20 protein-coding genes and 1 pseudogene are annotated in these 23,540 nt (G+C 68.9%); 13 read left to right on the forward strand and 8 right to left on the reverse strand.

The window, feature by feature from the left end:
- Position 1 precedes the first annotated feature (1 nt).
- The 6 genes from IU448_RS28030 to IU448_RS29265 all read left to right on the forward strand — a co-directional run bounded on the left by IU448_RS28030 (position 2) and on the right by IU448_RS29265 (position 6,958).
- Complete coding sequence (locus IU448_RS28030; RefSeq protein WP_195058735.1) at positions 2-964, forward strand: hydroxymethylglutaryl-CoA lyase; 963 nt, start codon at positions 2-4, stop codon at positions 962-964.
- Positions 965-998: 34 nt separating this feature from the next.
- Complete coding sequence (locus tag IU448_RS28035) at positions 999-1,490, forward strand: hypothetical protein (protein ID WP_195058736.1); 492 nt, start codon at positions 999-1,001, stop codon at positions 1,488-1,490.
- Positions 1,487-2,866 (forward strand): tripartite tricarboxylate transporter permease, encoded by a 1,380-nt coding sequence (locus IU448_RS28040; RefSeq protein ID WP_195058737.1) that lies wholly within the window; start codon positions 1,487-1,489, stop codon positions 2,864-2,866. Before IU448_RS28035 ends, IU448_RS28040 begins: the two co-directional genes overlap by 4 nt.
- 336 nt (positions 2,867-3,202) lie before the next feature.
- A complete protein-coding gene (locus IU448_RS28045) occupies positions 3,203-3,904 on the forward strand; it encodes a response regulator transcription factor (RefSeq protein WP_195058738.1) in 702 nt (233 codons plus the stop codon).
- A gap of 5 nt (positions 3,905-3,909) precedes the next feature.
- The gene (locus IU448_RS28050) at positions 3,910-4,971 is read left to right on the forward strand and encodes a HAMP domain-containing sensor histidine kinase (protein WP_195058796.1); all 1,062 of its coding nucleotides are present in this window, start codon (positions 3,910-3,912) and stop codon (positions 4,969-4,971) included.
- Between the two features lie 652 nt (positions 4,972-5,623).
- Positions 5,624-6,958 (forward strand): DUF4173 domain-containing protein, encoded by a 1,335-nt coding sequence (locus IU448_RS29265; protein WP_324188740.1) that lies wholly within the window; start codon positions 5,624-5,626, stop codon positions 6,956-6,958.
- A 36-nt stretch (positions 6,959-6,994) separates the two neighbouring features.
- On the opposite strand, the gene IU448_RS28060 is transcribed toward IU448_RS29265, so the two are convergent.
- Entirely contained in the window at positions 6,995-7,315 is a 321-nt protein-coding gene (locus IU448_RS28060) for a branched-chain amino acid transporter permease (protein ID WP_195058740.1), read from the reverse strand.
- Entirely contained in the window at positions 7,308-8,039 is a 732-nt protein-coding gene (locus IU448_RS28065) for an AzlC family ABC transporter permease (RefSeq protein WP_324188741.1), read from the reverse strand. The genes IU448_RS28060 and IU448_RS28065 overlap by 8 nt, the downstream gene beginning before the upstream one ends.
- A gap of 73 nt (positions 8,040-8,112) precedes the next feature.
- Here IU448_RS28065 and IU448_RS28070 point away from each other — a divergent pair, with 73 nt between their 5' ends.
- Entirely contained in the window at positions 8,113-8,559 is a 447-nt protein-coding gene (locus IU448_RS28070) for an Lrp/AsnC family transcriptional regulator (RefSeq protein ID WP_195058741.1), read from the forward strand.
- Between the two features lie 101 nt (positions 8,560-8,660).
- On the opposite strand, the gene IU448_RS28075 is transcribed toward IU448_RS28070, so the two are convergent.
- Positions 8,661-9,734 carry a Gfo/Idh/MocA family protein gene (locus IU448_RS28075; RefSeq protein ID WP_195058742.1) on the reverse strand — a complete coding sequence of 358 codons (1,074 nt, stop codon included), beginning with the start codon at positions 9,732-9,734 and terminating at the stop codon, positions 8,661-8,663.
- 329 nt (positions 9,735-10,063) lie between these two features.
- Positions 10,064-10,979 (reverse strand): annotated as a pseudogene (locus IU448_RS28080) (phosphatidylinositol mannoside acyltransferase).
- A 389-nt stretch (positions 10,980-11,368) separates the two neighbouring features.
- Between IU448_RS28080 and ligA the strand changes: the two are divergent.
- On the forward strand, positions 11,369-13,360 hold the full coding sequence (gene ligA / locus IU448_RS28085) for an NAD-dependent DNA ligase LigA (RefSeq protein WP_195058743.1): 1,992 nt from the start codon (positions 11,369-11,371) through the stop codon (positions 13,358-13,360).
- A 256-nt stretch (positions 13,361-13,616) separates the two neighbouring features.
- Here ligA and bla read toward each other — a convergent pair whose 3' ends face one another.
- Positions 13,617-14,573, reverse strand: coding sequence for a class A beta-lactamase (bla, locus tag IU448_RS28090; protein ID WP_195058744.1), 957 nt, complete (start codon positions 14,571-14,573; stop codon positions 13,617-13,619).
- A 306-nt stretch (positions 14,574-14,879) separates the two neighbouring features.
- Positions 14,880-15,761 carry an LLM class flavin-dependent oxidoreductase gene (locus IU448_RS28095; protein ID WP_195058745.1) on the reverse strand — a complete coding sequence of 294 codons (882 nt, stop codon included), beginning with the start codon at positions 15,759-15,761 and terminating at the stop codon, positions 14,880-14,882.
- A 186-nt stretch (positions 15,762-15,947) separates the two neighbouring features.
- On the opposite strand from IU448_RS28095, the gene IU448_RS28100 reads away from it, so the two are divergent.
- From IU448_RS28100 to IU448_RS28120, 5 genes are read left to right on the forward strand one after another with little or no spacing between them, the layout of a single operon-like run.
- Positions 15,948-16,985, forward strand: coding sequence for a hypothetical protein (locus IU448_RS28100; RefSeq protein ID WP_195058746.1), 1,038 nt, complete (start codon positions 15,948-15,950; stop codon positions 16,983-16,985).
- Complete coding sequence (locus tag IU448_RS28105; protein ID WP_195058747.1) at positions 16,982-17,728, forward strand: hypothetical protein; 747 nt, start codon at positions 16,982-16,984, stop codon at positions 17,726-17,728. Before IU448_RS28100 ends, IU448_RS28105 begins: the two co-directional genes overlap by 4 nt.
- An 11-nt stretch (positions 17,729-17,739) precedes the next feature.
- Positions 17,740-18,222 carry a hypothetical protein gene (locus tag IU448_RS28110; protein WP_195058748.1) on the forward strand — a complete coding sequence of 161 codons (483 nt, stop codon included), beginning with the start codon at positions 17,740-17,742 and terminating at the stop codon, positions 18,220-18,222.
- A gap of 9 nt (positions 18,223-18,231) precedes the next feature.
- Positions 18,232-19,959, forward strand: a complete 1,728-nt coding sequence (locus IU448_RS28115; RefSeq protein ID WP_195058749.1) for an asparagine synthetase B family protein — start codon at positions 18,232-18,234, stop codon at positions 19,957-19,959.
- A 50-nt stretch (positions 19,960-20,009) separates the two neighbouring features.
- On the forward strand, positions 20,010-20,762 hold the full coding sequence (locus IU448_RS28120; RefSeq protein WP_195058750.1) for a hypothetical protein: 753 nt from the start codon (positions 20,010-20,012) through the stop codon (positions 20,760-20,762).
- A gap of 204 nt (positions 20,763-20,966) precedes the next feature.
- Here the strand turns inward: IU448_RS28120 and IU448_RS28125 are convergent, their stop codons facing one another.
- Complete coding sequence (locus tag IU448_RS28125; RefSeq protein ID WP_195058751.1) at positions 20,967-21,725, reverse strand: SDR family NAD(P)-dependent oxidoreductase; 759 nt, start codon at positions 21,723-21,725, stop codon at positions 20,967-20,969.
- A 70-nt stretch (positions 21,726-21,795) separates the two neighbouring features.
- Positions 21,796-23,511 carry a hypothetical protein gene (locus IU448_RS28130; RefSeq protein WP_195058752.1) on the reverse strand — a complete coding sequence of 572 codons (1,716 nt, stop codon included), beginning with the start codon at positions 23,509-23,511 and terminating at the stop codon, positions 21,796-21,798.
- Between the last annotated feature and the right edge of the window lie 29 nt (positions 23,512-23,540).

Consider the following 23,540-nt stretch of genomic DNA (forward strand, 5'->3'; position numbering starts at 1 on the left):
TATGAGCCCGGACCTCACACCAGTTCGGCGCCCGGCGCCGCACCCGCACCCCAGGCCGGGGCTGCCGGCCACGGTCCAGGTTTACGAGGTCGGCCCGCGCGACGGCCTCCAAGCCGAAGCTGCCGTGGTACCGACGGCGGCCAAGGCCGAATTCTGCCGGCGGCTCGTCGCCGCGGGTGTTTCGGCCGTCGAGCTCACGAGTTTCGTTTCACCGCGCTGGATTCCGCAACTGTCGGATGCCGAAGACCTGCTGGATGGTCTCGATCTGCCGGGCGATATCCGCCAGGTGGTCCTGGCCCCGAACCGCCGCGGGCTCGATCGGGCGCTGGCCGCCGGCGCCACCGAACTCGCCGTATTCGTCAGCGCGACCGAGACCTTCGCGGCGAAGAACCTGAACACCACGGTCGGCGGCGCGCTCGACTCGGCACGCCCCGTGGTGGCCGGCGCCGCCGCGCACGGGCTCGCCACCCGCGCATATATCTCGATGTGCTTCGGCGATCCGTGGGAGGGCGCCGTCGACACCGGAGCCGTCGCCGATATCGCCCAACGCCTCTTCGATATGGGGGTGGCCTCGATCTCGCTGGGCGACACCATCGGGGTCGCCACTCCCGGACACGTCCACGACTTGCTGGAGGCCCTGTTCGCGCGGGGTATCGCCCCTGAGACGCTGGCGCTCCACTGCCACGACACCTACGGCCAGGCCCTCGCGAACGTCTACGCCGCGCTGACCGCCGGGATCACCGAGTTCGACAGCGCGGCCGGCGGCCTGGGCCGCTGCCCGTATGCCGCCGGCGCCACCGGCAACCTCGCCACCGAGGACCTCGTGTGGATGCTGCACGGGCTCGGTATCGCCACCGGCATCGACCTGGACGCGCTGGCCGGGATCTCCCGGTGGATGTCCACGGTGCTGGGCCGCTCCGGCCCTTCGCGAGTGGTCAACGCACTCGCCGCCTCCGCTTCCTGACCCGCCCCACCCTATCGACGCCGACGGAGTACCCATGCCCACCGAACCCGCGCCGCCAGTACCGGCGACACCGGCCGACCCACCTGCCCCCGCGCCGGCCCCGGGCGGCGAACACCCGCAGTATCTGGAGGTGTGGGGTGACACCGTCGTAGGCCGCCATCTCGCCGTCTCTGTGGTTATCGGCATCGGCGTGAGCCTGGCCGCGCTGCTACTGTCCGACCTGGCGTTCTCCGCGTTCGTGACGAACGAATCGCTGGCCGACGCCTACGCACTGCTGGTGGGTATCGCCGGATGCGTGGTGGCCGGAGTGGTCTGTGGACGGCTGTTCCGGCCGAAACGGATCGTGGTCACCGATGCGTCCGAGGACGCGGCCGTCGGCGAGGTCATCGCCGCATTACGCGAAGAACGACACGGCCTGGGATCGCCGGCCGATCTACCCGACCACACTCGGCGTGAACTCGACGATCTCGGGCTGCGCCCGCGGTTCGCCGCGGCCGAACGCGAGAACACCGGTGCCGTGTCATGAGCGCAATTCTCACCAGCGATATCGCGCTGGCCGTATTACTCGCCGTAATCGGCGCGATCGTCTTCTCGCTGATCGGAATGGTGTCGGGGACCGACGAAACCGCCACCATCGCCCCGCTTACCCTGCTGGTCATCCTGCTGGGCGCGCCGCCCGCGGCCGTGTTCACATTCTTCCTCTCCGGGGCCGTGGCCAAACATATGACGCATGCGGCGCCGACCACGCTGCTCGGCATACCCGGGGACACGATGGCGGTCCCGCTCATGCGCGAAGCGCGGATGCTGCGTGCGTTGGGCGTACCCCATATCGCACTCCGCAAAGCGATTTCCGCGGCGGTCATCGCCGCCGTGATCGCCGTCCCGGCCGCCGTCCTGTTCGCCACGTTGCTGGCCCCGATCGCCGACCACGTCCAGTCCGCCGCCCCGTGGCTGTTCCTGCTGGCCGCGATCGGCATCGCCTACGCGTCGCCCGGCAAATGGGCGGGAGTGCTCGCGCTCATACCGTTCGTCGTCCTCATCCTGGGCCTCAAACAGCTCACCGAGTCCTACGACATCGCACTCAATATCAGCTACTTCCTCGGTATCGCCGTCGGACCGCTGATCGCCGACCTCTTCTTGTCTCTCGGCCCACAGGGACGGGCCGAGATGACCCGCAGGGAACCGGCGACGGTATGGCTCGCACCCGATGTCAAAACCTGGAAGGGATACTTCCCCAATCCGTTCCGGATATTGGACCGCGGTCAGACCGGCTATGTCGCGGCCACCGCCACGGTGTCCAGTGCGACCTTCGTATTCAGTCCGGTCGCCATGACGGTCCTGATGGGCGAAGTGGTCGCCTCCCGGGTCAAACACGGCTACCGCCGGCTCACCTCGGTGATCGCCGCGCGTAACGGCACCACCGAATCGACCTATATCGCCGAAGCACTCATCCCGCTCATCGCGTTCGGGCTACCGTTGAGCCCGGTCGCCGCCGGGCCCGCCGCACCGTTGTTCAACGCCCCACCGGTTTTCACCACCGATGACGGCCACGGCAATATCGACAACCTGTCCACCGCGCTCACCAATACCGAATTTCTTTTCTACGGGCTCGCCGCCGTCGCGGTGGCGGTCCTGATCGCGTACCCGTTCGCGATGAACTTCGCGCACCGGGCCGCGAGTATCGTCGTCCGCTATGTGAGCCACGAGGCCATCATCGCCGCGTTCACCGGGCTGGTCGTGGTGATCAGTGTCTGGGAGGGCGGAATACTGGGTCTGGCCGTCACGCTCACGGTCGGACTGGTCGGCGGGCTGCTGTGCCGGTTCTTCAAGATCCATGCCGGGGTGTTGTTCATGGGCTACTACGTGGCGGTCTTGACCGTCCCCGCGATGCTCGCGCTCTGAGGACACCCGCGTCCCGAAGCACCGCGTGTACCCGCCGGGCGGGTACACGCGGTGTCTTGTGTCAGCAGGCGTTTTCTGTCGGCGGCGGGGTGGCGGGGTCGAAGTCGTCCCTGGGCCGCGTCGTGGGTATGGCGGGCGTGCCGGTTCAACCGGGCCGTACCGATCAGGTGGCGGACGCCGACATCGCCTTCTCGACCTGACCGGTGAATCAACCGCTCCTGTCATGAGTTTCGCCATCGACATCGCACACGGTTCCGGCGACCGATCCGAAGGGCACACAGAATCTCCACAATTGACTCCTGTTCTCTCCACACGGGGTAGCTAGGCTTCCCGACCATGGAACAGAAGGCACCGGCAGGGGGAGCGACGGCGCGGCGGATCCTGGTGGTGGACGACGAACTCACCATTGCCGAATCCGTGGCGGCGCGGTTGCGGGCCGAAGGGTTCACGGTAGAACTGGCCCACGACGGACCCACCGCGGTAGCCGCCGCCGGCACATTCCAGCCGGACCTCGTCGTCCTCGACGTCATGCTGCCCGGCTTCGACGGACTGGAGGTGTGCCGGCGCATCCAGGCCGAACGCGCGGTGCCGGTGCTGATGCTCACCGCGCGAACCGATGAAACCGATCAGCTCATCGGTCTCGGCGTCGGCGCCGACGACTATCTCACCAAACCTTTCTCCTTGCGCGTCCTCACTGCCCGGGTGCACGCGCTGCTGCGCCGGGTCGAGCGCGCCGGCGATCGGCCCGGCGCGATCACCGTGGTCGGCGATCTGCGGATCGACGCCGACCAGCGCCGGGTCTGGCGCGGCGGAGTCGAGGCGCAGCTGACCCCGCTGGAATTCGATCTGCTCGCCCGGCTGGCGCAGCGTCCCCGGGCAGTGCTGGCCCGCGAACGACTCCTCGAAGAGGTGTGGGACTGGGCCGATGCCGCGGGCACCCGGGCGGTCGACAGTCATATCAAGGCGCTGCGCCGCAAACTCGGCGCCGACCTGATCCGGACGGTCCACGGTGTCGGCTACGCCCTGGAGAGCAGATGAACACGATGCCCGGCACCGAGACCCCGAGCCGGTTGCGGCAGCTCGCCGGCCGGGTGACAGCGGTGCTGCCGCGGCCACTCGACCGGATCAGGTCCATCAAACTCAAACTCGCCGTGCTGATGACCTTCGCGGGCGGACTCGCCTTCGGCTACTTCCGCCTGCAGATCGGCTGGCTACCACCGATGACCACGCTCGCCGCAATGGTGATCGCACTGGTGTCCTCCCAGTTCCTGGCGCACGGCATCACCACGCCGCTGCGGGAGATGACGGCCGCGGCGCAGCGGATGGCCCGCGGGGACTACACGAGCCGAGTCCGGGCCTCGTCCCGGGACGAGGTGGGGCAACTGGCCGAGGCGTTCAACCGGATGGCGGCCGATCTCGCCGCCGCCGACCGGCAGCGCCGCGATCTGATCGCCAATGTCTCGCACGAACTGCGCACGCCGATCACCGCCCTGAGCGCCGTGCTGGAGAACCTGGTCGACGGGGTGTCGCAGCCCGATCCGAAAACCCTCGAAACGGCTCTCGCGCAGACCGAACGGCTCGGGCGGCTCGTCTCCGAACTGCTCGACCTCTCGACTATCGAGGCCGGCGCCGTTGCGCTCGACCGGGGCGAATTCGCGGTCGCACCGCTTTTCGCGGAGGTGGTGGCCGAGGCGGAGGTCATGACGGCGGCATCGGGTCGCGGGATCCGCTTCCGCAGCGAGACCGACCCGGCATCCGCATCCGTGTACGCCGACCGTGCCCGCCTCCACCAGGTGCTGTCGAACCTCCTGGACAACGCCGCCCGGCACGGCCCGGCCGGCGGTGAGGTCCGGCTCCGCGCCCGCACCCTGAGCGGCGACCTCGTCATCGACGTCGAGGACGACGGCCCCGGAATACCGCCCGCCCAGCGCGAGCACATCTTCGACCGATTCACCCGCGGCGGCCGCACCGACGGCGGCGGCACCGGACTCGGACTCGCCATCGCGCGCTGGGTGATCGATCTGCACCGCGGCTCGATAGCCGTCACCGACCCCGGATCCCGGATCCGCGTAATCCTCCCGGCCACCGAGCCACCCGACCACTGACCATCCCACCCGCACAACCCGGCCGCCGATCGGCTCCGGGGCGATAACGCACACCTTCAGGAGGGATCCCATGCCCAGACGCGCCCAAGCGAACGACGACGGCCCGGAAAGGACGCTCCCGGTGAAGCCGGCGAATCCTGCTGAGCCCGGCCCCGCGCCGGCAACCGCGAAATCAGCGACGCCGGAAACCGCGGAAACGACCGCGAGCAGCGAATCGGCGGCGCCGGCCGAGCCGGCTGCCCCGGCGATTCCGGCCGGGTCGGCAGGAACAACCGACCCAGCGATACCGACCGAACCCGCCGGTCCCGCGACCGAACCCACCGGCCCCACGGGCCGGTCGGCTGATCCCACAACGCCGGCCGGGGCTCGGCAGCCCGATCCCCGCGCTGGTGATTCGGCGGAGCGCGTATATGGTTCGCCGGTCCCGGCCGACCCGATCGCGAGTTCTCCCGCCGAGCACGGAACTGCCGCGGATTCGATAGCCGATACCGCGGTCCGGGGTCCCGGCAGCCGGGCACAAGCGCTGCAGCCGTCCAGAGCACTCGGTACACCGGAATACCCGAGACCACCGGCCGTCCCGCCGCGCCGGCATCTGGTCGCCTACCCGGCGGGTGCTCTGCCCGCGGCGGCGATAACGGGTCTCGTCGCGGCAGTGGCCGTTCCGCTCTTCCAGCCCGGAATCGGCTGGCTGCTCGCGGGTTCCGCGGCGGCGGCCGCGGTCGGCACGGTTCATCGCCGGGCAAGCCGTACCGCAAGACCGGAGCAGGGGCATACCAGGAACTGGGAACGCGTGTGGTGGTCCGTCGCGGCGCTGGCGTTGCTGGCCGTCGGAACTTTCCGGGCCGCGGGCTGGTTGTTCGCGCTGTGCCTGGCGGCGGCGGCCGTGGCCGGGTCGCTGGCGGTGGTGGGCCGGCGTTCGGAGCGCGGGATATTCCGGGATGCACTGGCTGTTCCGCTGGCGTCGGCCGGTGCGGTTGCCTGGGCGTACACCGCCTCCGGGAAACGGCCCGGCGGCGGCGGGGCGCGTAATCGCAGGCTCGGGGGCTCCATCGCCGTCACGGTGCTGTTGCTGGCCGTGTTCATACCGCTGCTGGCGGGTGCCGACGCCACGTTCGCGGCGTTGGTCGACGGCCTGATTCCGCGGCTGGACGGCGACATTCTGACCCGCTGGGCGCTGGTGTTCCTCTGGGTGGGTATCGGAACTCTGGGCGCGCTCTACCTGCTCGCCGGACCCCCGCGCCCGGCCGGTGATCAGCCGAAATCCGCGAATCGCACGCTGGCGCGGCTGGAGTGGGGGCTGCCGGTCGGCGCGCTGACGGCAGTGTTCGCGCTGTTCCTCGGGGCACAGCTGGTGGCCCTGTTCGGTGGCGACGACTACGTGCAGCGCACCGCCGGCCTGACCTACGCCGAATACGCCCGGAGCGGTTTCTGGCAGCTGTCCGCGGTCACCGTGCTCACCCTCGCCGTCATCCTGCCGGTCCTGCACCGCGCTGCCCGGGACACCGCCGTGGACCGGCTGTGGTTGCGCGGCCTGTTGTGCACGATCAGCGGGCTCACGCTGGTGATGATCGCCTCCGCGCTCGGGCGGATGTGGACCTACCAGCAGGCGTACGGATTCACCGTGCTGCGGTTGCTGGTCGGCACCTGCGAACTCTGGCTGGGCATCGTCTACGTGCTGGTGATCGTCGCGGTGCTGCGCCTGGAAACGACGTGGCTGCCCCGCAGTGCGGTCGCAACCGCGACGGCCGCGCTGTTGGCGCTGGCGGCACTGAATCCCGAGGGTCTGGTCGCCGGCGAGAACATCGACCGCTGGGAGCGCGGCGAGGAACTCGATGTCGACTACCTGGCCGATCTGTCGGTCGATATCGTCCCCGCCCTGAACCGTCTGCCCGCCGCCATCCGCGCCGACCTGCTCGACAGGCTCGAGTACCGGCTCGACGACGAAACCTGGAACAGCTGGAACCTGTCGCGCGCCCGGGCACACTGAGCCGCGGAGCCGGGGCTCGGCGCGAACGCGGACTCCTCAGGCGTGGGCCAGGGTGGTCAGTGCCACGTGAACGGCGGTGCCCGTAAGAATGCTGAGGACGGCGTTGTGGCGCCACAGGTGCAGGCCGAGGGTGACGGCGAGAGCGGGGCCGATGATCCACAGTTGTGTGGGGCCGATATCGCGCAGGGTGTAGGCGGCGAGGATGACCATGACGCCGACAGGCATATGGCGACCCAGATAGTCGACGATACGGCCGGCGCGCAGCGGGGCGAGCACCGCGAACGGCAGGGCTCGCAGCGACCAGGTGATCACCGAGCACAATACTGTGGCGGCGATCAGGTAGCCGGTATCAGGCATCGACGGTCTCCTTCTCGGTCAGTACGCGGCGCAGCAGCAGAGCCGCCAGGAACAATCCCAACGCCACCAGCAGCATCTGTCCGGGCAGCAGCACTCGGGCGATCAGCGCGCAGAGCAGGGCGAGCACCGGCACGGGGATATCGCGCTCGGCCCGGAAGCCGTCCACGGCGAGTACGACGAACAGCGCGGTCAGGGCGAAGTCGAGGCCCTGCAGCTGCACCGGAACCAGTGCCGCGCCCACGGCGCCGACGGTGGCTCCCCCGACCCAGTAGCCCTGGCACAGCACCTGCAGCCACAGGATCCGGCGGCCGCTCCACTCCTGGGCCGCCGGGCCGGTGGTCAGGGCGTATGCCTCGTCGGTGAGCGCGAAGGTCGCATACCCCTTACGCCGCTTGCCCCGGATCCGGTGCAGCGGGAACGACAGCGCATAGAAGATGTGACGGAAATTCACCAGGAACGCGGTCAGCGCCACCTGCGCCAGGGGCGTGGCAGCGGTGACCAGACCGATCAGCAGGAACTCCAGCGACCCGGCGTAGATGAGACCGGTGAACACCGGAGCCCACCACCAGGCCAGCTGGCTGTGGACCACCAGTACCCCGAACGCGAGCCCGAGCGGGAACAGCGCGAGACCGACCGAACTGGTGTCCGCCAGCGCCGCCCGCAGGTCCGACCGGCCCCGGGCCGGGGTATCGATTGCAGGGGTACATGTCGAAGTGGCGCTCACCAGGACATTTTATGCTCGAATACGCGTAATATGGTTTCCCGTTCTTATCCGATTTCGCGATTGTGAGACATATATGCATATCGATTCCGTCGATCGGGATATTTTGTTTCACCTCCGGCAGGACGGCCGGCTCACCAACGTCGAGCTGGCCAAACGGGTCGGTCTCACACCGCCGCCGTGCCTGCGCCGGGTGAAACGACTCGAGGAAGCCGGCGTGATCAGTGGTTACCGGGCGCGGATCGACCCGGCCGCGATGTCCCGCGGATTCGAGGTGGTCGTCGCGGTGGAGATCAGCATCAACGACTTGCAGACCGTGGAGGAGTTCGAGAACGCCGTCGCCTCCTATGACGAAGTGGTGGAGTTCCACCGCCTGTTCGGGCGCCCCGACTACTTCGTCCGCGTCGCGGTCACCGACCAACAGGTCTTCGAGACTTTCCTGACCGGCAAACTCATGGGCCTGCGGGCCGTCGCCAGGGTGGATTCCCACCTGATCATGAAGAAGATCAAGACCGACGACTGATGGCGGCCGGGCCGGTTACGAGGCCGCCCACGCGGATCACGAACGTCACCCGCAGGCCAGGAGAGCGGACGGTCGGATTACGACGCGGAACCGGCAGAGGATCAAACCGAACCGGTGCTTCGGGCCGCGAGATCCGGCATCGGGACCGGACGCGAGTTCTCCCGTAGCGAGCGGGCCCCGGCGACACCGACCAGCGAAGCGGCTACGGCCGGTAGCACGGGGACGAGCGGCGGGCGGCCCTCCTCGACACACGCGCGGAAACCTTCGAGGATCCGCACAGTGCCTTCCGCCCGCGGCTCGACGCGGGTCCCATCGGGGAGGAACAGCGGCGCGGGCTCGCGTTCCTCGTCGCGAACGGTGCCCGCGGGGTCGGTCCAGGGCTCCTTACGTACCCGCACCGACCACGCCCGGTCGCCGGCTGCCCGCACCGATTCGGCGAGCCCCGCGGTCCCGCGCGCCGCGAACCAGCTCCAATGACTGTCCGGTTCGCCCTGGAGGAAACCGTGCCGGGTGATCGCCAGCCCCCCGGTGTCGAGGCGCACCAGCATCACCACGGCAGGGCGTGGATCGGCGGCGTCGACCGGGAAAGCCGCCACCTCGGTGGGCATCGCGCCGGTGAGCGCGAGGACAGGCGAGAGCGTATGGGTGCAATACGCCGTCGGTTCGATCCGGCCACGCCAATGCGCCGGATCGCCGATCAACCCAGCAACCGCGTCCGGCGCCATCCCGTGCAGGTAATCCGCTTCGACCAAGGTGACCCGTCCGATTTCCCCGGCGTCCACGATGCCTCGCACGAGCTGGATATGCGGGTGGAACACGTAGTTCTCGGCGAACGAGTAGGTGGCCGCGGAGCGCCGCTCGGCCGCGAGTAGTGCCCGCGCCTGCTGCTCGTCCGCACAGGCCGCGGATTCGGAGAGCACGTGAACGCCCGCGTCGAGAAATGCGATCGCCAAGGGGGCGTGCTCGTCGAAATCGTTGGCCAGCACCACCGCGTCGAGCCGTTCGTCCAGCAGGGCCGGCCACTCGCCGACCATCGCCGCGCCCGGCAGCAAGTCCCGCGCTTCGGCACGCCGCCCGGGATCGCGGTCACAGGCGGCCACCACTTCCATACCCAGCCGGCGACACCAGTTCGCCAGGTGCAACCCCATCCCCAGACCCACGACACCCACGCGCATCCCGGCATCCTCGGACGTCCGGCAGGTGCCGGTCAACCGAATTCACCGGTGACGCGGTCGCCTGCCACTCGACCGGCAGACCGGGCCGGCCGGATATCCGTCAGACGTCCTGGGACCGTAGCGGAGAACTGCGACCACGTGCCGCGGCAGACCGGATGTGACCGAAAGCGGTTCCCCGCCGACCGGCGCCCGCAGCGTTCCGGCCGTGGCGACTCCCGCCGGTTCGAGCACCGCATGCAGCAGCACACCGATACTGGCCACGCAGGCCGCCGGAGTGGAGTATTCGCGCGGGTTGTGACTGATCCCGTCGTACCGACCCGGCACGAAGATCAATGTGACCGGGCGCTCCGGGCCTCGATCCGGGCATTCCGATCGGCGCTGAAGTCGGCTGTCCACAGTGGTTGCAGCATGTGCCAATCGGCCGGGTGGGCGGCGATCCCCGCGGCGAACCTGTCGGCCAGCCGCTGCGTCGTAGGGGCGACGCCGCCGGTGGTGTCGACCGGTGCGCCGATATCGAACCCCCAGCCACCGGGCGTGAACCAGCAGTGCACCGGCAGCAGGGGCGCGCCGGTCTCGATCGCCAGCTTCGCCGGGCCGGCCGGCATGGTGGCGGATTCACCGAAGAAGTCGACCGTTACACCGGCACCGGACAGGTCGCGTTCGCCCAGCAGGCCCACGATCCGGCCCGCTCGGAGCCGGGCAGCCAATCGGTCGAAGGGGGGCGTCTGCGAACCGGTGAGCGGAATGATCTCGAATCCCAGATCTTCCCGGAACCGGACGAACCGCTGGAACAGTGACTCCGGGGCGAGCCGTTCGGCCACAACGGTCGGCGTGCCCAGCCGCCGCACCACCCACACGCCGGCCAGGTCCCAGTTCCCGCTGTGCGGCAGAGCGAGCACGACACCCCTGCCACGCCCGACGGCGTCGTGAATATGCTCGATCCCGGTGGCCGAGGTTTCGATCGTCTCGGCCAGCCGCACCGGATCCATCGACGGCAGCCGGAACGCTTCGCACCAGTACCTGGCGTAGGAACGCAGGCTCTCGCGGACGAGGCCGCCGGGGACCTCCGCAGGGGTGGTGCCGAGCACGCGGGAGAGGTTGCGGCGCAATTGTTCCGGGCCCCCCGCGGGCCGCCCGATCGGCCGCGATCCGGAACAGCCGGGCCGCCCACCGCTGCGGCAGCAATCGCACCAGGCGCCAGGCCGCCGCGTACCCCAGATCCGTCGCCCACGCCCCCGCGTTCACCCGGACTCCCCGGTGGCGCGGACGGAGACGGTATTGCTCGACTTTGTCATGGGCGATACCTCGGCTCGGGTTTCCGATGGACCGATCCCGAAATGAGCACGCGCAGTCGCGTGCGCCGCGCGAACGCCTAGATTCTACCCCCCGTCGGGAGGACCGCCCACAAGGAACAAGCGAGGACACTGGGTACCGCCGGTGGAACGCGGACACCTCTGTGCAGTACATCGCTGCCGGAACAGTCGCACGCCAGGCTCGAGCCGCGTCCGTTCGGCACTCATCGAGCGGAGCGCGCCTCGCGCCGGATGTCGCGACCTCTCGGCCACGTGCCCGTCCGGGGCCGCCGGTGATGTCGTTACGCCAGGTGTCGGTGGTTGTCGGTAGCGTCGACAGCTGTGGAAACAGGGGAACGTATCCGAGAGCTCGCCGACCGCATCGTGGCCTTGCGCGATGCCTACTACCGGGGCTCACCGCTGGTCGCGGACGCCGAGTACGACACGATCGAGGACGAGCTGCGCGGCTTGATCGAGGCATACCCCGAGCTCGCGCCCGACCCGAACCCGTTGGAGCAGGTCGGCGCACCTGCGGTGCTGCACGCCCCGGTCCGGCATTCGCGGCCGATGCTGTCGCTCGAGAAGGCCACCACCGCCGAGCAGGTGACGGCTTTCTTCGATCGCTTCCCCGGTCAGCCGGTGGTGGTGATGCCGAAGCTGGACGGTTTGTCGTTGGCCCTGGTCTACGAGGACGGGCGGTTCCGCCGCGCGGTGACCCGCGGGGACGGCACCACCGGCGACGATGTGACCGTGCTGGTACGCGCTCTCGTCGACGGCGTTCCGGCGCGGATCGATGCCCCGGGCCTGGTGGAGGTGCGTGGCGAAGCGGTGATGCTGCGCTCGACGTTCCTCGCCTACAACACCGCGCATCCGGACAAACCGCTGATCAATCCCCGTAACGCCGCGGCGGGCACACTGCGCGCGAAGGACCCGGCCACGGTCGCCGAGCGCCGCCTGCAATTCTTCGGCTTCGACCTCGACACCTCCGCCGGCGGCGCGGCAGCCGATCTGGAGCAGGGCCTGCGGGCCCTGGGGATCGCGGGCGCGCAGATGCGGATCTGCGCCGACGCCGAGCAGGCCCGGGCGGCGATCACCGCGATCGAGCAGGGCCGCAACGACCTGGACTACGACATCGACGGCGCGGTACTGCGACTGGCCGACCGCGGCGCCTACGCGGCCGCCGGTACCCGATCCGCCAGCCCGCGTGGCGCGCTGGCGTTCAAGTTCGCCGCCGAGGAGAAGACCACACTGCTCAACGAGGTGGTCTGGGATGTCGGCAAAACGGGCAAGATCGTCCCCGTCGCCTGGCTGGAACCGGTGTTCGTAGGCGGCACCACCGTGACGAAGGCGACGCTGGCCAACCAGGAGGTGATCCGCGCCCGCGATATCAAGGTCGGGGACACCGTGCTGGTCCGCCGGGCGGGCGATGTGATCCCGTTCGTGGCGGGTGTGCTCGACGCCGCGAAACGCACCGGAGCGGAACGCGAGATCGTGCCGCCGACGGCCTGCCCGTCGTGCGGGCAGGCCGTGACCGAACAGGGCAACAGCCGGGAGCTGTTCTGCACCAATGTCGCGTGTCCCGCGCAGACGGTGCGCAGGCTGATCCACTGGGCGTCACGTGCGGCAGCCGATATCGATGCCTTCGGGCAGGTGTGGATCGAACGTCTCGCCGAGGCCGGCATCCTGGAGCGTCCGTCGGATTTCTACGGGCTCACCAAGGAACGCCTGCTCGAATTCGACCGTATCGGCGAGGTTTCGGCCGCGCGCATGATCGATTCGATCGACGCGAGCCGTGCGGTCGGGCTGCGCCGCGCACTGATCGGCTTGGCGATCCCGATGGCTTCCGACGGCACCGCCGCGCGCCTGGCCCGAGCGGGTTTCGGTTCGCTGGAGGAGGTCGCCGACGCGGGCGAGGAACGGCTCGTGGCGGTGGAGGACATCGGCCCGAAGGTCGCCGCCTCGCTGGTCGAACACCTCACCCGCCTGCGCCCGGAACTGGTACGACTGCGCGAGGCGGGTGTCTCCCTCGACGTCCGCGAAGAGGACCTTCCCCCGGTCGTCGAAGCCGGCGCTCCCCTGGAAGGCAAAACGGTGGTGATCACCGGCGCCATCAGCGATCCGCGCTCCGGCGAGAAGGTCGCCCGCCCGACGTTCCAGCGCCTGTGTGAGAAGGCGGGCGCGACCGCCGCGTCGTCGGTATCGGCGAATACCGACATGCTGATCACCGGCGCCGGAGTCGGCGACAGCAAATTGGCCAAAGCGGAGAAACTGGGCGTCGAGATCGTCGATCAGAGCGAGATCTGGAACCTGCTCATCGACGCCAAGGTGCTATAGGACCCCCTCTGCCGGGGATCGGTACTGCGTAGCGATTCCCAGCAGAGGAGTGAAAACCTGTGCCCGCGTATCGGGGTCACCCGGATCGGCGCACCGGCGAAATCCTCGCCGCCCGCTTCGTGGCCGACCGCCCCATATCGAGTCGTGTTCCGCCCCAGCCGCAGCCGGCTCGGGGTTCCATCCGCGCACTCTGGCTTTCCCGCCGGATCTCGTCCAGGCCCGGGCGCGCCATTTCCGGGCTCAGGACTTGCTTGCCTCAGCCGGGGTCGCCGACACCGAGTTCCGCTATGGCTGCGCGGGTTGCGGCGGCCAGCAGGGAGCTGTCGGGTTCGGCGTCCTGTTCGGATTTGGTGCTGAGCACGGCGATGACGAGCGGCGCGCGGCCAGGCGGCCAGGCGATGGCGACATCGAGGGCGGAGCCGTAGGCGGGGGTTCCGGTCTTGTGGCCGACGGTCCAGTCGGCGGGCAGGCCGGCGCGGATGCGATCCGCCCCCGAAGTGGTGGCGATCAACCAGGTTTTCAGCTGTTCGCGTTCGGGTTCGGGGAGCGTATCGCCGACGACGAGGGTGCGATAGCCGGCGGCCAGCGCGGACGGTGTGGTGGTATCGCGTTCATCACCGGGAACGGCGGTGTTGAGTTCGGTTTCCCAGCGGTCCAGTCGCGAGGTGCCGTCCCCGATCGAGCGCAGGAACGCGGTGAACCCGGCGGGGCCGCCGAGGAGTTTCAGAATCTGGTTGCCGGCAGTGTTGTCGGAGACGGTGATCGCCGCGTGGCAGAGATCGGCGACCGTCATCCCGGTATCGACGTGCTGTTCGGTGACCGGCGAGTATTCGACGAGTTCCTGTCGTGAATAGTGGATCACCTGATCGAAGAACCCCGACGACAGCGGGTGGGCGTGCAGCAGGGCTCCGCAGGCCAGCCCCTTGAAGGTGGAGGCCATCGGGAACCGTTCGTCCGGGCGGTACGCGACGCTGCGCCCGGTGGCGGTATCCAGGGCGAAAACACCCAGCCGCGCATCATGGGTCTGCTCCAGATCCGTGAACGCCTGGGTTGCGGTCGCCGGTGCGGTGACACTCGTGGGTTGCGAGGTCGCCGTGGTACTCGGTGCGGAATCACAGGCCGTGCTGAACGACAGGGCGGATACCGCCAGTGCGGCGGCGAGGAACCGCTTCCGGTTCCGCGGGGTGAACTGTTCGAGAAGTGGGTGGGTCACCGCCGCAGGACATCACCGAAGGGCCGGTCCCCGCAAATACGGTGCTGCGCCGCGCACGAGTCGCAATGGATATCGTGGCAGGTCGTAGCTATTTCTCCGGTACAACACGGGCCGGCCGGACGGCCGGCGTCACCGTAGACCTGAACGCGCACACCGAGCACCGCAGAGCGCTCATCGTCCTCGTGGCGGCGGTGGGCAGCGCAGGCACGCGCGCCCTGCTCGCTTCGTCTGGGCCGCAGTGGCCCACCGCAGCCGGCGGCGTGATCTGCGGATTCCCGATCACCTGTGCACGGCCGGCATCCGGGTTCAGCGGGCGGCGATGAGCTCCAGGGTGGCGTCGAGGACGGCGCGATCGGGCGAGCCCGGGACCAGGATGAATTCGTCGAGTCCGGCCGCTTGCGCCGCGTCCAGCGTCCGGTGCAGCGTATCGGTGTCGTAGGTCTTCATGGCCGATGCGGCCGCCGCGGCATTGCCCGAACCGAGGAACCCGAGGTACTCCGCGGTGAAACCGTGCAGGACGGTCTGGGCGTCCGGAATTCCCAGGGCATAGAAACAGCCGCTCACCAGCCGGGGTGTGCCGCGGTCCGCGTCGGCCCAGGCGCGGCGCGCGGCGTCGGCGGACCAGGCGATCTCCCCCGGTACCCCGCCCACGCTGAAGGACACCACTCCGTCGGCCCATCGTGCGGCGCGGGCCAGCGATTTGGGGCCGAGCGCACCGGCGAGCAGCGGCGGGCCTCCGGGCTGGACGCACGGTGGTCCGACGGGATCCGCACCGTCCACCGGCGGCTCGCCCGCCCACAGCGACCGCAGTTCGGTGACGGCCCGATCGAGCCGTTCGTGACGGCGTCCGGAATCGGCCGCGAGACTGTGGTAGTCGCCGCCCCGGCCGCCGACGCCGACCCCGAGGGTGAAGCGGCCCTCGGACAGGACGTCGAGCGTCGCGGCCTGTTTGGCCACCAGCGCCACCGGATGGGCCGGCACCACCGAGAGATTCGCGAAGATCCGCACCCGTTCGGTCACCGCGGCCGCGGCCGCCAGGGTGGTCCACATCTCGGGATTGTGGAAGGCCATCCGTTCACCGCACGAAATGCTGGATACCGGGCCCTGGTCGGCGAGCCGCGACCATTCGACGGTGGCCGCCCGGTCGTAGCCCCGGCACATGGTGGGTAACGCGATCCCGATATCCATAGCCCCAGCATCGGGCACGGCCGGCGCGCTCCGCAAGAACACGTTCCTGTCCCGTTGGGACGAGCACGGCCACATCGGTCACGAAGTGTTCGCAATTCCGTGCTAAATGTTGAACAGCGGTCATTTCGACCTGCCGCGAGAATAAGGCGCGACCTGCAGGTGCGTGCGCCGGAGGGAGGACGGACCATGATCTGTCCGCATTGCCGCGAAAATCTGCTGCGTCGGGAACGCACCGATCACCGCTGCTCGAAATGCGAGCGGAAGTTCGCCCTCGACCCCAAGGAAGAGCCACTGGGCCTGCACGATCTGCGGTTGCGTTCGCTCACCGAACGCCTGGCGGCCGGTCGCGGTCTGTCGGCAACCGTGACGCAACTCCGGTACGCGGCGGCTCGGCGGCGGCTGCCCGAACTGGACCGCTATGCCGGTGGTACGGCCGGCGCCTGGGTAGTCCTCGTTGTCACAACGACCTACATCCTGTGCCTGATCAGCGGTATCCAGGGATGGAGCGGGCCTTTCGCTTTCTGGAAAGTGATTCTGGCCGGTGTGTTCGTCCTGGCGGCGGGACTGGTGGTGATCTACGCCTGCCGGCCGCTGTTCCGGCAGCGCACCCGGATCGCGATGCCGGTGACCGCGTACGGGTTCCGGACCGATGTGCTCGACCGCTGGGTCGGCGTCTACGGCGAATTCCCGCCGGGCGTACTCGACGAACAGCAGGTTTCGATTCCGGTGGTCGAGCAGCCGCGGTTCGCCCTGGTCTGCGCCGACCCGAGTGTGCGGGCCTGCCTGGCGGCCAACCGGATACCGCAGGCGTTCGATATGGCGCTGGCCGACCGGATCGAGAACGCGCCGGCCGGAGTCCCGGTGCTGTTGCTGCACGATGCGAGCCTGCAGGGATTCGCCACCGCGAAGGCCGCCCGGCTCACTCTCGGCCAACGGGTGCGGATCCTCGGTCTCGCCCCCCGCGCGGTGATGGACAACGAATCCGCCATCCGGCTGCACGAACGACCACCGGCCGCCGACCGTATCTCCTTCCTGCACACCGTGGGGCTCACTCAGCGGGAGATCGACTGGCTCGCGGCCGGATGGTGGTCGCCGATCGCGGCGATTCCACCGGCGCGGCTGCTCGCGGTGGTCACCCGGGCAGCCGAGAGGTACGAGGACGAAACCGATGCCGAACGGCGCGCCGCGAGGCGTACCGGCTTCCTGACGTGGCCGGCGGCATGAGGGCCGGGCCGTTCGACCGTGTGCTACGTCTCGCCGCCCGGCGGGCCGCGGCGCCGAACGGGCTGCTGTTCACCGAACGACAGCTGTACTACGAGGTGTGCCGCACCGTACTGCCGGTGCACCGGCTACCGCGCCGGCTCGCATTCACGGTGCCGCCGGTGGTGTCGTATCGCGCTTTCCGGGCCGCCCTCGACCGGATCGGCGAAGTACCCGGACTGCTCGGCCCGCCTCGTCCCCGCCCGGCGACCGCCGGTGCGCACACCCCCGAACGGGATCTGTTCGATTACGGCCTGCCGCGACTGCTGATCTGCGGTTCCGCGGCGGTCGCGGCCATGTTGCGCGCCAACGGGATACCGATGGAGTCGGCGTGCCCGGTGGTGAGCGCGGCGGATCTACCGCTCGCGCCGGGGATCACGGCGATGCTCGCCCGCGCGCACGGCACCGTCTACGTACTGCACGACGCGAGCCCGGCCGGACTCGTCTTCCCGGAGCGTTTACCCGCCCTGACCGATATCCCGGACGGGGTCGGTATCGTGCCGATCGGTCTGCGCCCGGCGCAGACCGCACCGCTTCACCTCACACATATGTCCGGGAGCCGCGCCGTGGAGGTGGAATCGGTGAATCCCGCGGTACTGCTGCGCAGCGTGCATCGGCTGGTCCGCGATGTGCACCGGACCGGCAGCCCCCTGATCGATATCCGCCGCGCCCGGCGGACGGGCTTCCTCACCTGGCCCGCCTCATGAAGGAGCCGAGCATGCACGAGCGCCGCGAGATCACCTACACCGACGAGTTGCTGGCCGACCGGACCGTACACCGCCGGTATTCCGACGGCCGCCAGGAATGGCGCTCCCGCGGACCGGACGCAGTGGTGTCGTGGCGCGACGACAGCGGCGCCACCGGCACCGATGAACCGCTGGGCCGGCACCTGATCAAACGCACCTACGGCGACGGCCGCATCGTCTACGGGCGCGAAGCGGGTTACGGGCGGACCCTGTGGGGCGACGGCACACTCACCGCCAATCGTTCGTGGTTCGGTGGCCGGCTCGGCGGTCTGCTCGCCGCCGCGGCGGGTGCGGTGCTGGTGGGCAGCCTGATCGCGCCGCCGGATTCGCTGACCCCCGAGCAGGAAGACGAACTACGCCTCGCCGCCGAAGAGGACCCGGCAGCAGCCACCGGCGGCTCCGGCGAATACGGCGAATGGGGTGGCGACGCCGATACCGACAGCGATTTCGGCTGAGGAGCAGCAGTGACCCGATGGTGTGCCGTCCTGACAGAGCACGATCCGGCCGCGCAGATACGCGCGGTCGGCGGCGATCCGGTTTCGGTGGCGGGCAGTACCGCCTTCGGGCTGCTGCCCGACGAACCCGGCCGGGCCGCGGGACCGTTCACCTGGGGTGAGCTGACAGCGATCGGGGAGGTCACCCTGTTCAATGCCGCGGAATTGCGCCGGCGCCTGGGATCGGACGCCCCGCCACCGGATTGCGCCGACGGTGTACTGCTGCTGGCCTGCTACGCCCGTTTCGGGACAGCGGGTCCGGCCGCGGCCGACGGCATGTTCGCCCTGGCGATTGCCGAGGGCGCCGATCTGGTGCTCATCCGCGACCACGTCGGCGCCCGCACTGTGTTCCATGCCCGCGCCCGCGGTCATTGGGCGGCGGCGACCTCCTTACGCGCGCTGCGGCGCTGGCCCGAACTCGGCACCGGGCTACATCTGCCCGCGGTGCGCTCGTTCCTCACCTTCGCCTACCTGCCCGGTTCCGAAACCCTCCTACGCGGTATCCACGAGGTACTGCCGGGCCGGTGTCTGCGGTTGCGCACCGACGGTTCGGCCGCGGAAGAGATCTTCTGGGAACCGGCCGAACACATCGAAGACCGGCCCGCGCGCGAACACGCGCAGCGGTTGCGGGAACTGCTCGAAAGCGCGACCGCCCGCCGCTTACCGGCCGGGGAGCCGGTCGCGGTCCTGCTGTCCGGTGGTATCGACAGCAGCCTGGTCACGGCCCTGGCCACAAAGCTGCACGAGCATCCGGTGCGGTCGTATTCGATCGGTTTCGACGGCACCACCCCGAACGAGCTCGCCTACTCCGGCCTCGTCGCGACGCACTGTCACACCACGCACCGGGTTCTCACCGTGCCCGGAACCGCCGTCGCCGACCGCCTGGCGCATACCGTCGCCCTGCTCGACTGCCCGGTCGGTGATCCGCTCACCGTGCCGAATCTGCTGCTGGCCGAGGCCGCCGCGGCCGACGGCGCCGGCACCATCCTCAACGGTGAGGGCGGGGACCCGGTTTTCGGTGGCCCGAAGAACCTGCCGATGCTGATCTTCGAACTGTTCCGCGACGACCCCGGCCCCGGCGCCCGCGCCCGCGCGTATCTCGACAGCTACCGCAAATGCCACGGCGACCTGCCCGTCCTGCTCACCCCCGGGGTGCTCGCCGAATTGGCGGACGCCCCACCGCTGACCGATGTCCTGACCCCGTATCTGCGGCAGGGCCGGATGACCGCCCTGCTCAACCAGCTCCTGCACACCAACCTGCGCACCAAAGGTGCGCACCATATCCTCACCAAAGTGGAGCGGCTCACCGCCGCCAGCGCAGTGGAGGGGCGCGCCCCGCTGTTCGATCGCGACGTCATCGACTACTCGTTCCGGATACCACCGAACCTGAAACTTGCCGGTACCACGGAGAAGTGGATCCTGAAGGAAGCCGTCCGCGATCTGCTGCCCGCGACCATCGTGGACCGGCCGAAAAGCGGAATGCGAGTGCCGGTGCAGCAGTGGCTCACCGGCCCGCTCGCCGAACTGGGCAACGATCTGCTCTTCGGTCCGAGCGCGCGGGCCCGCGATCTGTTCCGCGCCGATACGCTGCGCGCCTGGCTGCGCGGTGACGGCTCCCTGCTGCCGCGCCACGGCGGCAAGCTGTGGCTGGTCCTCACTCTCGAGCTGTGGTTGCGTTCCTTCGAGGTGGGCCCCTGAACCTTGCCGCGCCGTTTCCCGTCACTGTTCGAAATCAGGAGCCCGCACCGATGTCCGCACCGCACACCCCGCCCCCGCTCAAACAGCAGGCCGACGCCGACAACGAGATCCACGATGTCGGCGCGTTCCGGGATGCGGGCCGCAATGCCGTCACCCCGGTCGCGCAGTTCGAGGAGCAGGTCGCGCTGGCTGTGGTGAACGCCTTCGCCGATATCGTCACCCGCGCCAAACAGAGCCGGGCGGCGACGGTCCCGGACTCCGACGGCATCGTCCGCTCCCAGACTTTCGAGGAGGGCGATGTGTACATGATCGAGAAACCGTTCGACGGCTTCTTCGCCGACCGCTACATCATGGACTTCTACGATGTCGCCGAACGCGATATCTGCTCGCGGATGCACCTGCACACCGGGCTGCGTTTCGTGCGAATGATGACCGGTCCCGAGACCCGCATCCGGGTCGGAAGCCTCTCGCCGTTCGAGATCACCGATATCCCCGGCGTCACACCGTTCCGCCCGGCCACCTTCGAAGACGATCTGCCCGACGCCCCCGCCGGTGTGCACCGCACCCGCTACAACCTGATCGTGCCGCCCTGTTCCTTCGTGGATATGCAGATCCCGCGTGGAGTGAGCCACCAGTTCAACGCGATCGGCCCGCACGCGGTGATCGATTCGGTGCACCCGGAGGAATCCATCGAGGTCTTCCGCGAACAGATGTCGGGCTACAAGATGATGGCCCAGACGGTCTTCCTCGCCGACGAGCTCCCCGCCGCCGCCACCTGCCTCGATACCGTCACCGATCGCTGACCCCTACCGGCCGCACGACCGTTGGGGCCCACCGGTTGCCACGTTACCGCGGTCATCACCGGCGGAACCCGCAGTATCGGGCTCGCGCCGGCCGAGGGCGTCGCCTGCGCAGGCGCAGAGATTGTGGTGGCGAGCCGAACCCCCTCGACTCCGCAGCGTCTCGGCCTGTGGCCGAGACGGCACCGGCGCAGCACCCGGAACCGCTCAGATGACCGTCTGACCACCGTCGATTGTCAGGACGGCCCCGGTCGTATTGCGGGCTGTGTCGGCGGTGAGGAAGGCGATTGCCGCCGCGATCTCGCCTGGTCGAGATCCCTTTCCGGTCAGCGGTGCAAGGCGGCCGAGGAGATCGGCGTCGACGTCGGGCCCGAACCCGCCCCCACCGGCGGTCATGGGGGTGAGCACATGCCCGGGGCATACCGCGTTCACTCGGACACCGCGGCGCGAGTACTCGGCCGCGAGTGCCTTCGTCAGTCCGATGACGCCCGCTTTGGAAGCGCTGTAGGCGGCACCGTAGGGAACCCCGATCAGACCGGCGGTGGAGGCCACATTCACGATGCTTCCCCCGGTTTCGAGGAGATGGGGGATCACGCGTTTGCTGATGTAGAACGGGCCGTTGAGGTTGACTGCCAGTACTTTCTGCCAGGTGGCATCAGGAAGGTCCTCGGTCGGCCCGTTGCCGAGAACTCCCGCGATATTGCACACGATATCCAGTTTGCCGAGCTGGTCCACCGCGCGTTCGACGAGGTGCGTGCACGAATCCGGGTCCGCGGTGTCGCACGGCACGGCGAAGACTTCGCCCGGCCCTTCGGCCGCCAATGCGCGCGTGGCAGCCTGCAGTCCGTCTTCGTCGATATCGGCGGCGACGATATCGGCGCCGTTGCGGGCGAACAATTCCGCTGTGGCGTATCCGATTCCCGAGGCAGCGCCGGTGATCAGCACTGATTTTCCTGAATAGGTCATGATTTCCGTCCTCGGCTCAGGTTGGTGGGCTCGCTGTTACCGGACTCCCGGCGGGTGCTTCGATCTCGGATCATCCGGCGAACACCCGTTTGATCGAGAACATCCCGCCGGACAGGAACTGGCCGTCACCCATCGGAGTGATCATGCCGCCGAACAGGTTCCATTTGCGGCTGTCGTCCGGGAACGGCCAGCGGGCTACGGTTTCACCGGTTGCCCAGTCGATACCGAGGTACTCGTATCGTCCCTCGTTCTTACTCGCCGCGTAGAGCAACCCGGTCGCGGACGAGACCGAGGCAACGGTGATATCGCTGTTGTCCACTTCGGTATTGGTCCATACCCGGTCGAACTTCCGTTCCGTGCTGTTCCAGTGGAATTTCTGCATGCCGTGCGGGGCCGCGCGGGTGGTGCCGGGTGCGAAGGTGTTCGCCCAGACATTCCGGGCGGGCTCGGGATATGCGGTGGTGGTGGCCAGGACGTCCTGGCCGAGGACGGTCGGTGACAGCTCGAGGGTGACTTTCGAAACGTCCACCTTGGCCGTGCCCGCGATCCGGTCGTCGTCGCCGGCGGGAATCTCGTCGCGCCAGAACGCGACCAGGCTCGGGCCGGTGGCACTGGCGTCGGAGATGATCACCAGTTTGTCGTCGTCGGGGCCGAAACCCATGAGGGTCGGCGTGGTCCCCGATCCGCCGGACCGGGTCAGCGAACCGGCCGCGGTGGCGACGGCGGGGTCGGAGGTTTCGTAGTCGGCCGCCCAGCCGCCGTCCTTCTCATCGATCGAGAGGGCCGATCCGGTCCAGACCACCTTCAACATCCGGCGCGAGGTCACCGCATAGATACCGGTTTCGTCGATCGCGAAGTTGTTCTCGAGTTTCTCGTCGGTGAACGGGAGCACCCCGACCACGTCCAGATCCCGGTTCAGCAGGAACAGGGCCGCGTGCGAGCCGGCGACGATATGACCGTCGTAGGTCATTCCCAGCGCCACGATGCTCGTCGTCGGTCCGTGCACGGCCGCGGCGGCTTCGGGTGAAGTGCCCGCGGGCAGCGGAGCTTTCTGCAGTTCCACCACTTTCTCGAACCGCATCGGGCCGTGCGGATCGCCGTCGTCGGTCGTTTTCAGGATTCGCATACCCTCGATGACCGAGTAGTGGAACCCGTCCTTGTCGATCATGTTGTAGGCGCCGTTCGAGATCTTCCCGTAGGTGATCCCGGTCGCCTCGGCATCCCGGCCGAGCGCGGAGAGGGCGGCGTCGTCACCCGCTGCCACCGCCGCGTCCGTTTTCGTGAGCAGCGCGTCGAGGTCCTTCGTCGATGGCGGCTCGGCGCCCGGATAGGGCAGGAAATCGACGGGCTCGAATTCGTCGCCGGTCGCGAAGATCTTCTGGATGCCGTACATCGTGGGCGCGAAGACGATCCGGTCGTCACCGCTGTATTTGATCGTCGGGTTGGACGAATACGTCGTCGGGACGGATCGCACATCCGATTCGGCCAGCTGTTCGGCCACGGTGGGCCCCACCGCCGAGGTGGAATCCGACGCGGCCGAATCGAAGTGGGTGATCGGGTATTCGGAGTCGGTCAGCCAGGGGTTCTTCGGCGGCATCTCGGCCGCGATCGCGTTGTCCTGCGATGACGGGTCGCCTGGTTCGGCGGTGCACCCGGTGACGGCTGCCAGCCCGATCGCGACCCCCATCGCTGCGAGTGACACCAGCTTGCGGCCCGTCAGCGGCCCCGCGGGGGCGTCGCGTCGCGTCGCGCTTGTGTGCCGCGAGCCTTCGAGTTTCGTGCGCATATCGTTCGTCTCCGGGTGGTGGCTGGATG

Source organism: Nocardia flavorosea, from assembly GCF_015477805.1.
Taxonomy (GTDB): Bacteria; Actinomycetota; Actinomycetes; order Mycobacteriales; family Mycobacteriaceae; genus Nocardia; species Nocardia flavorosea_A.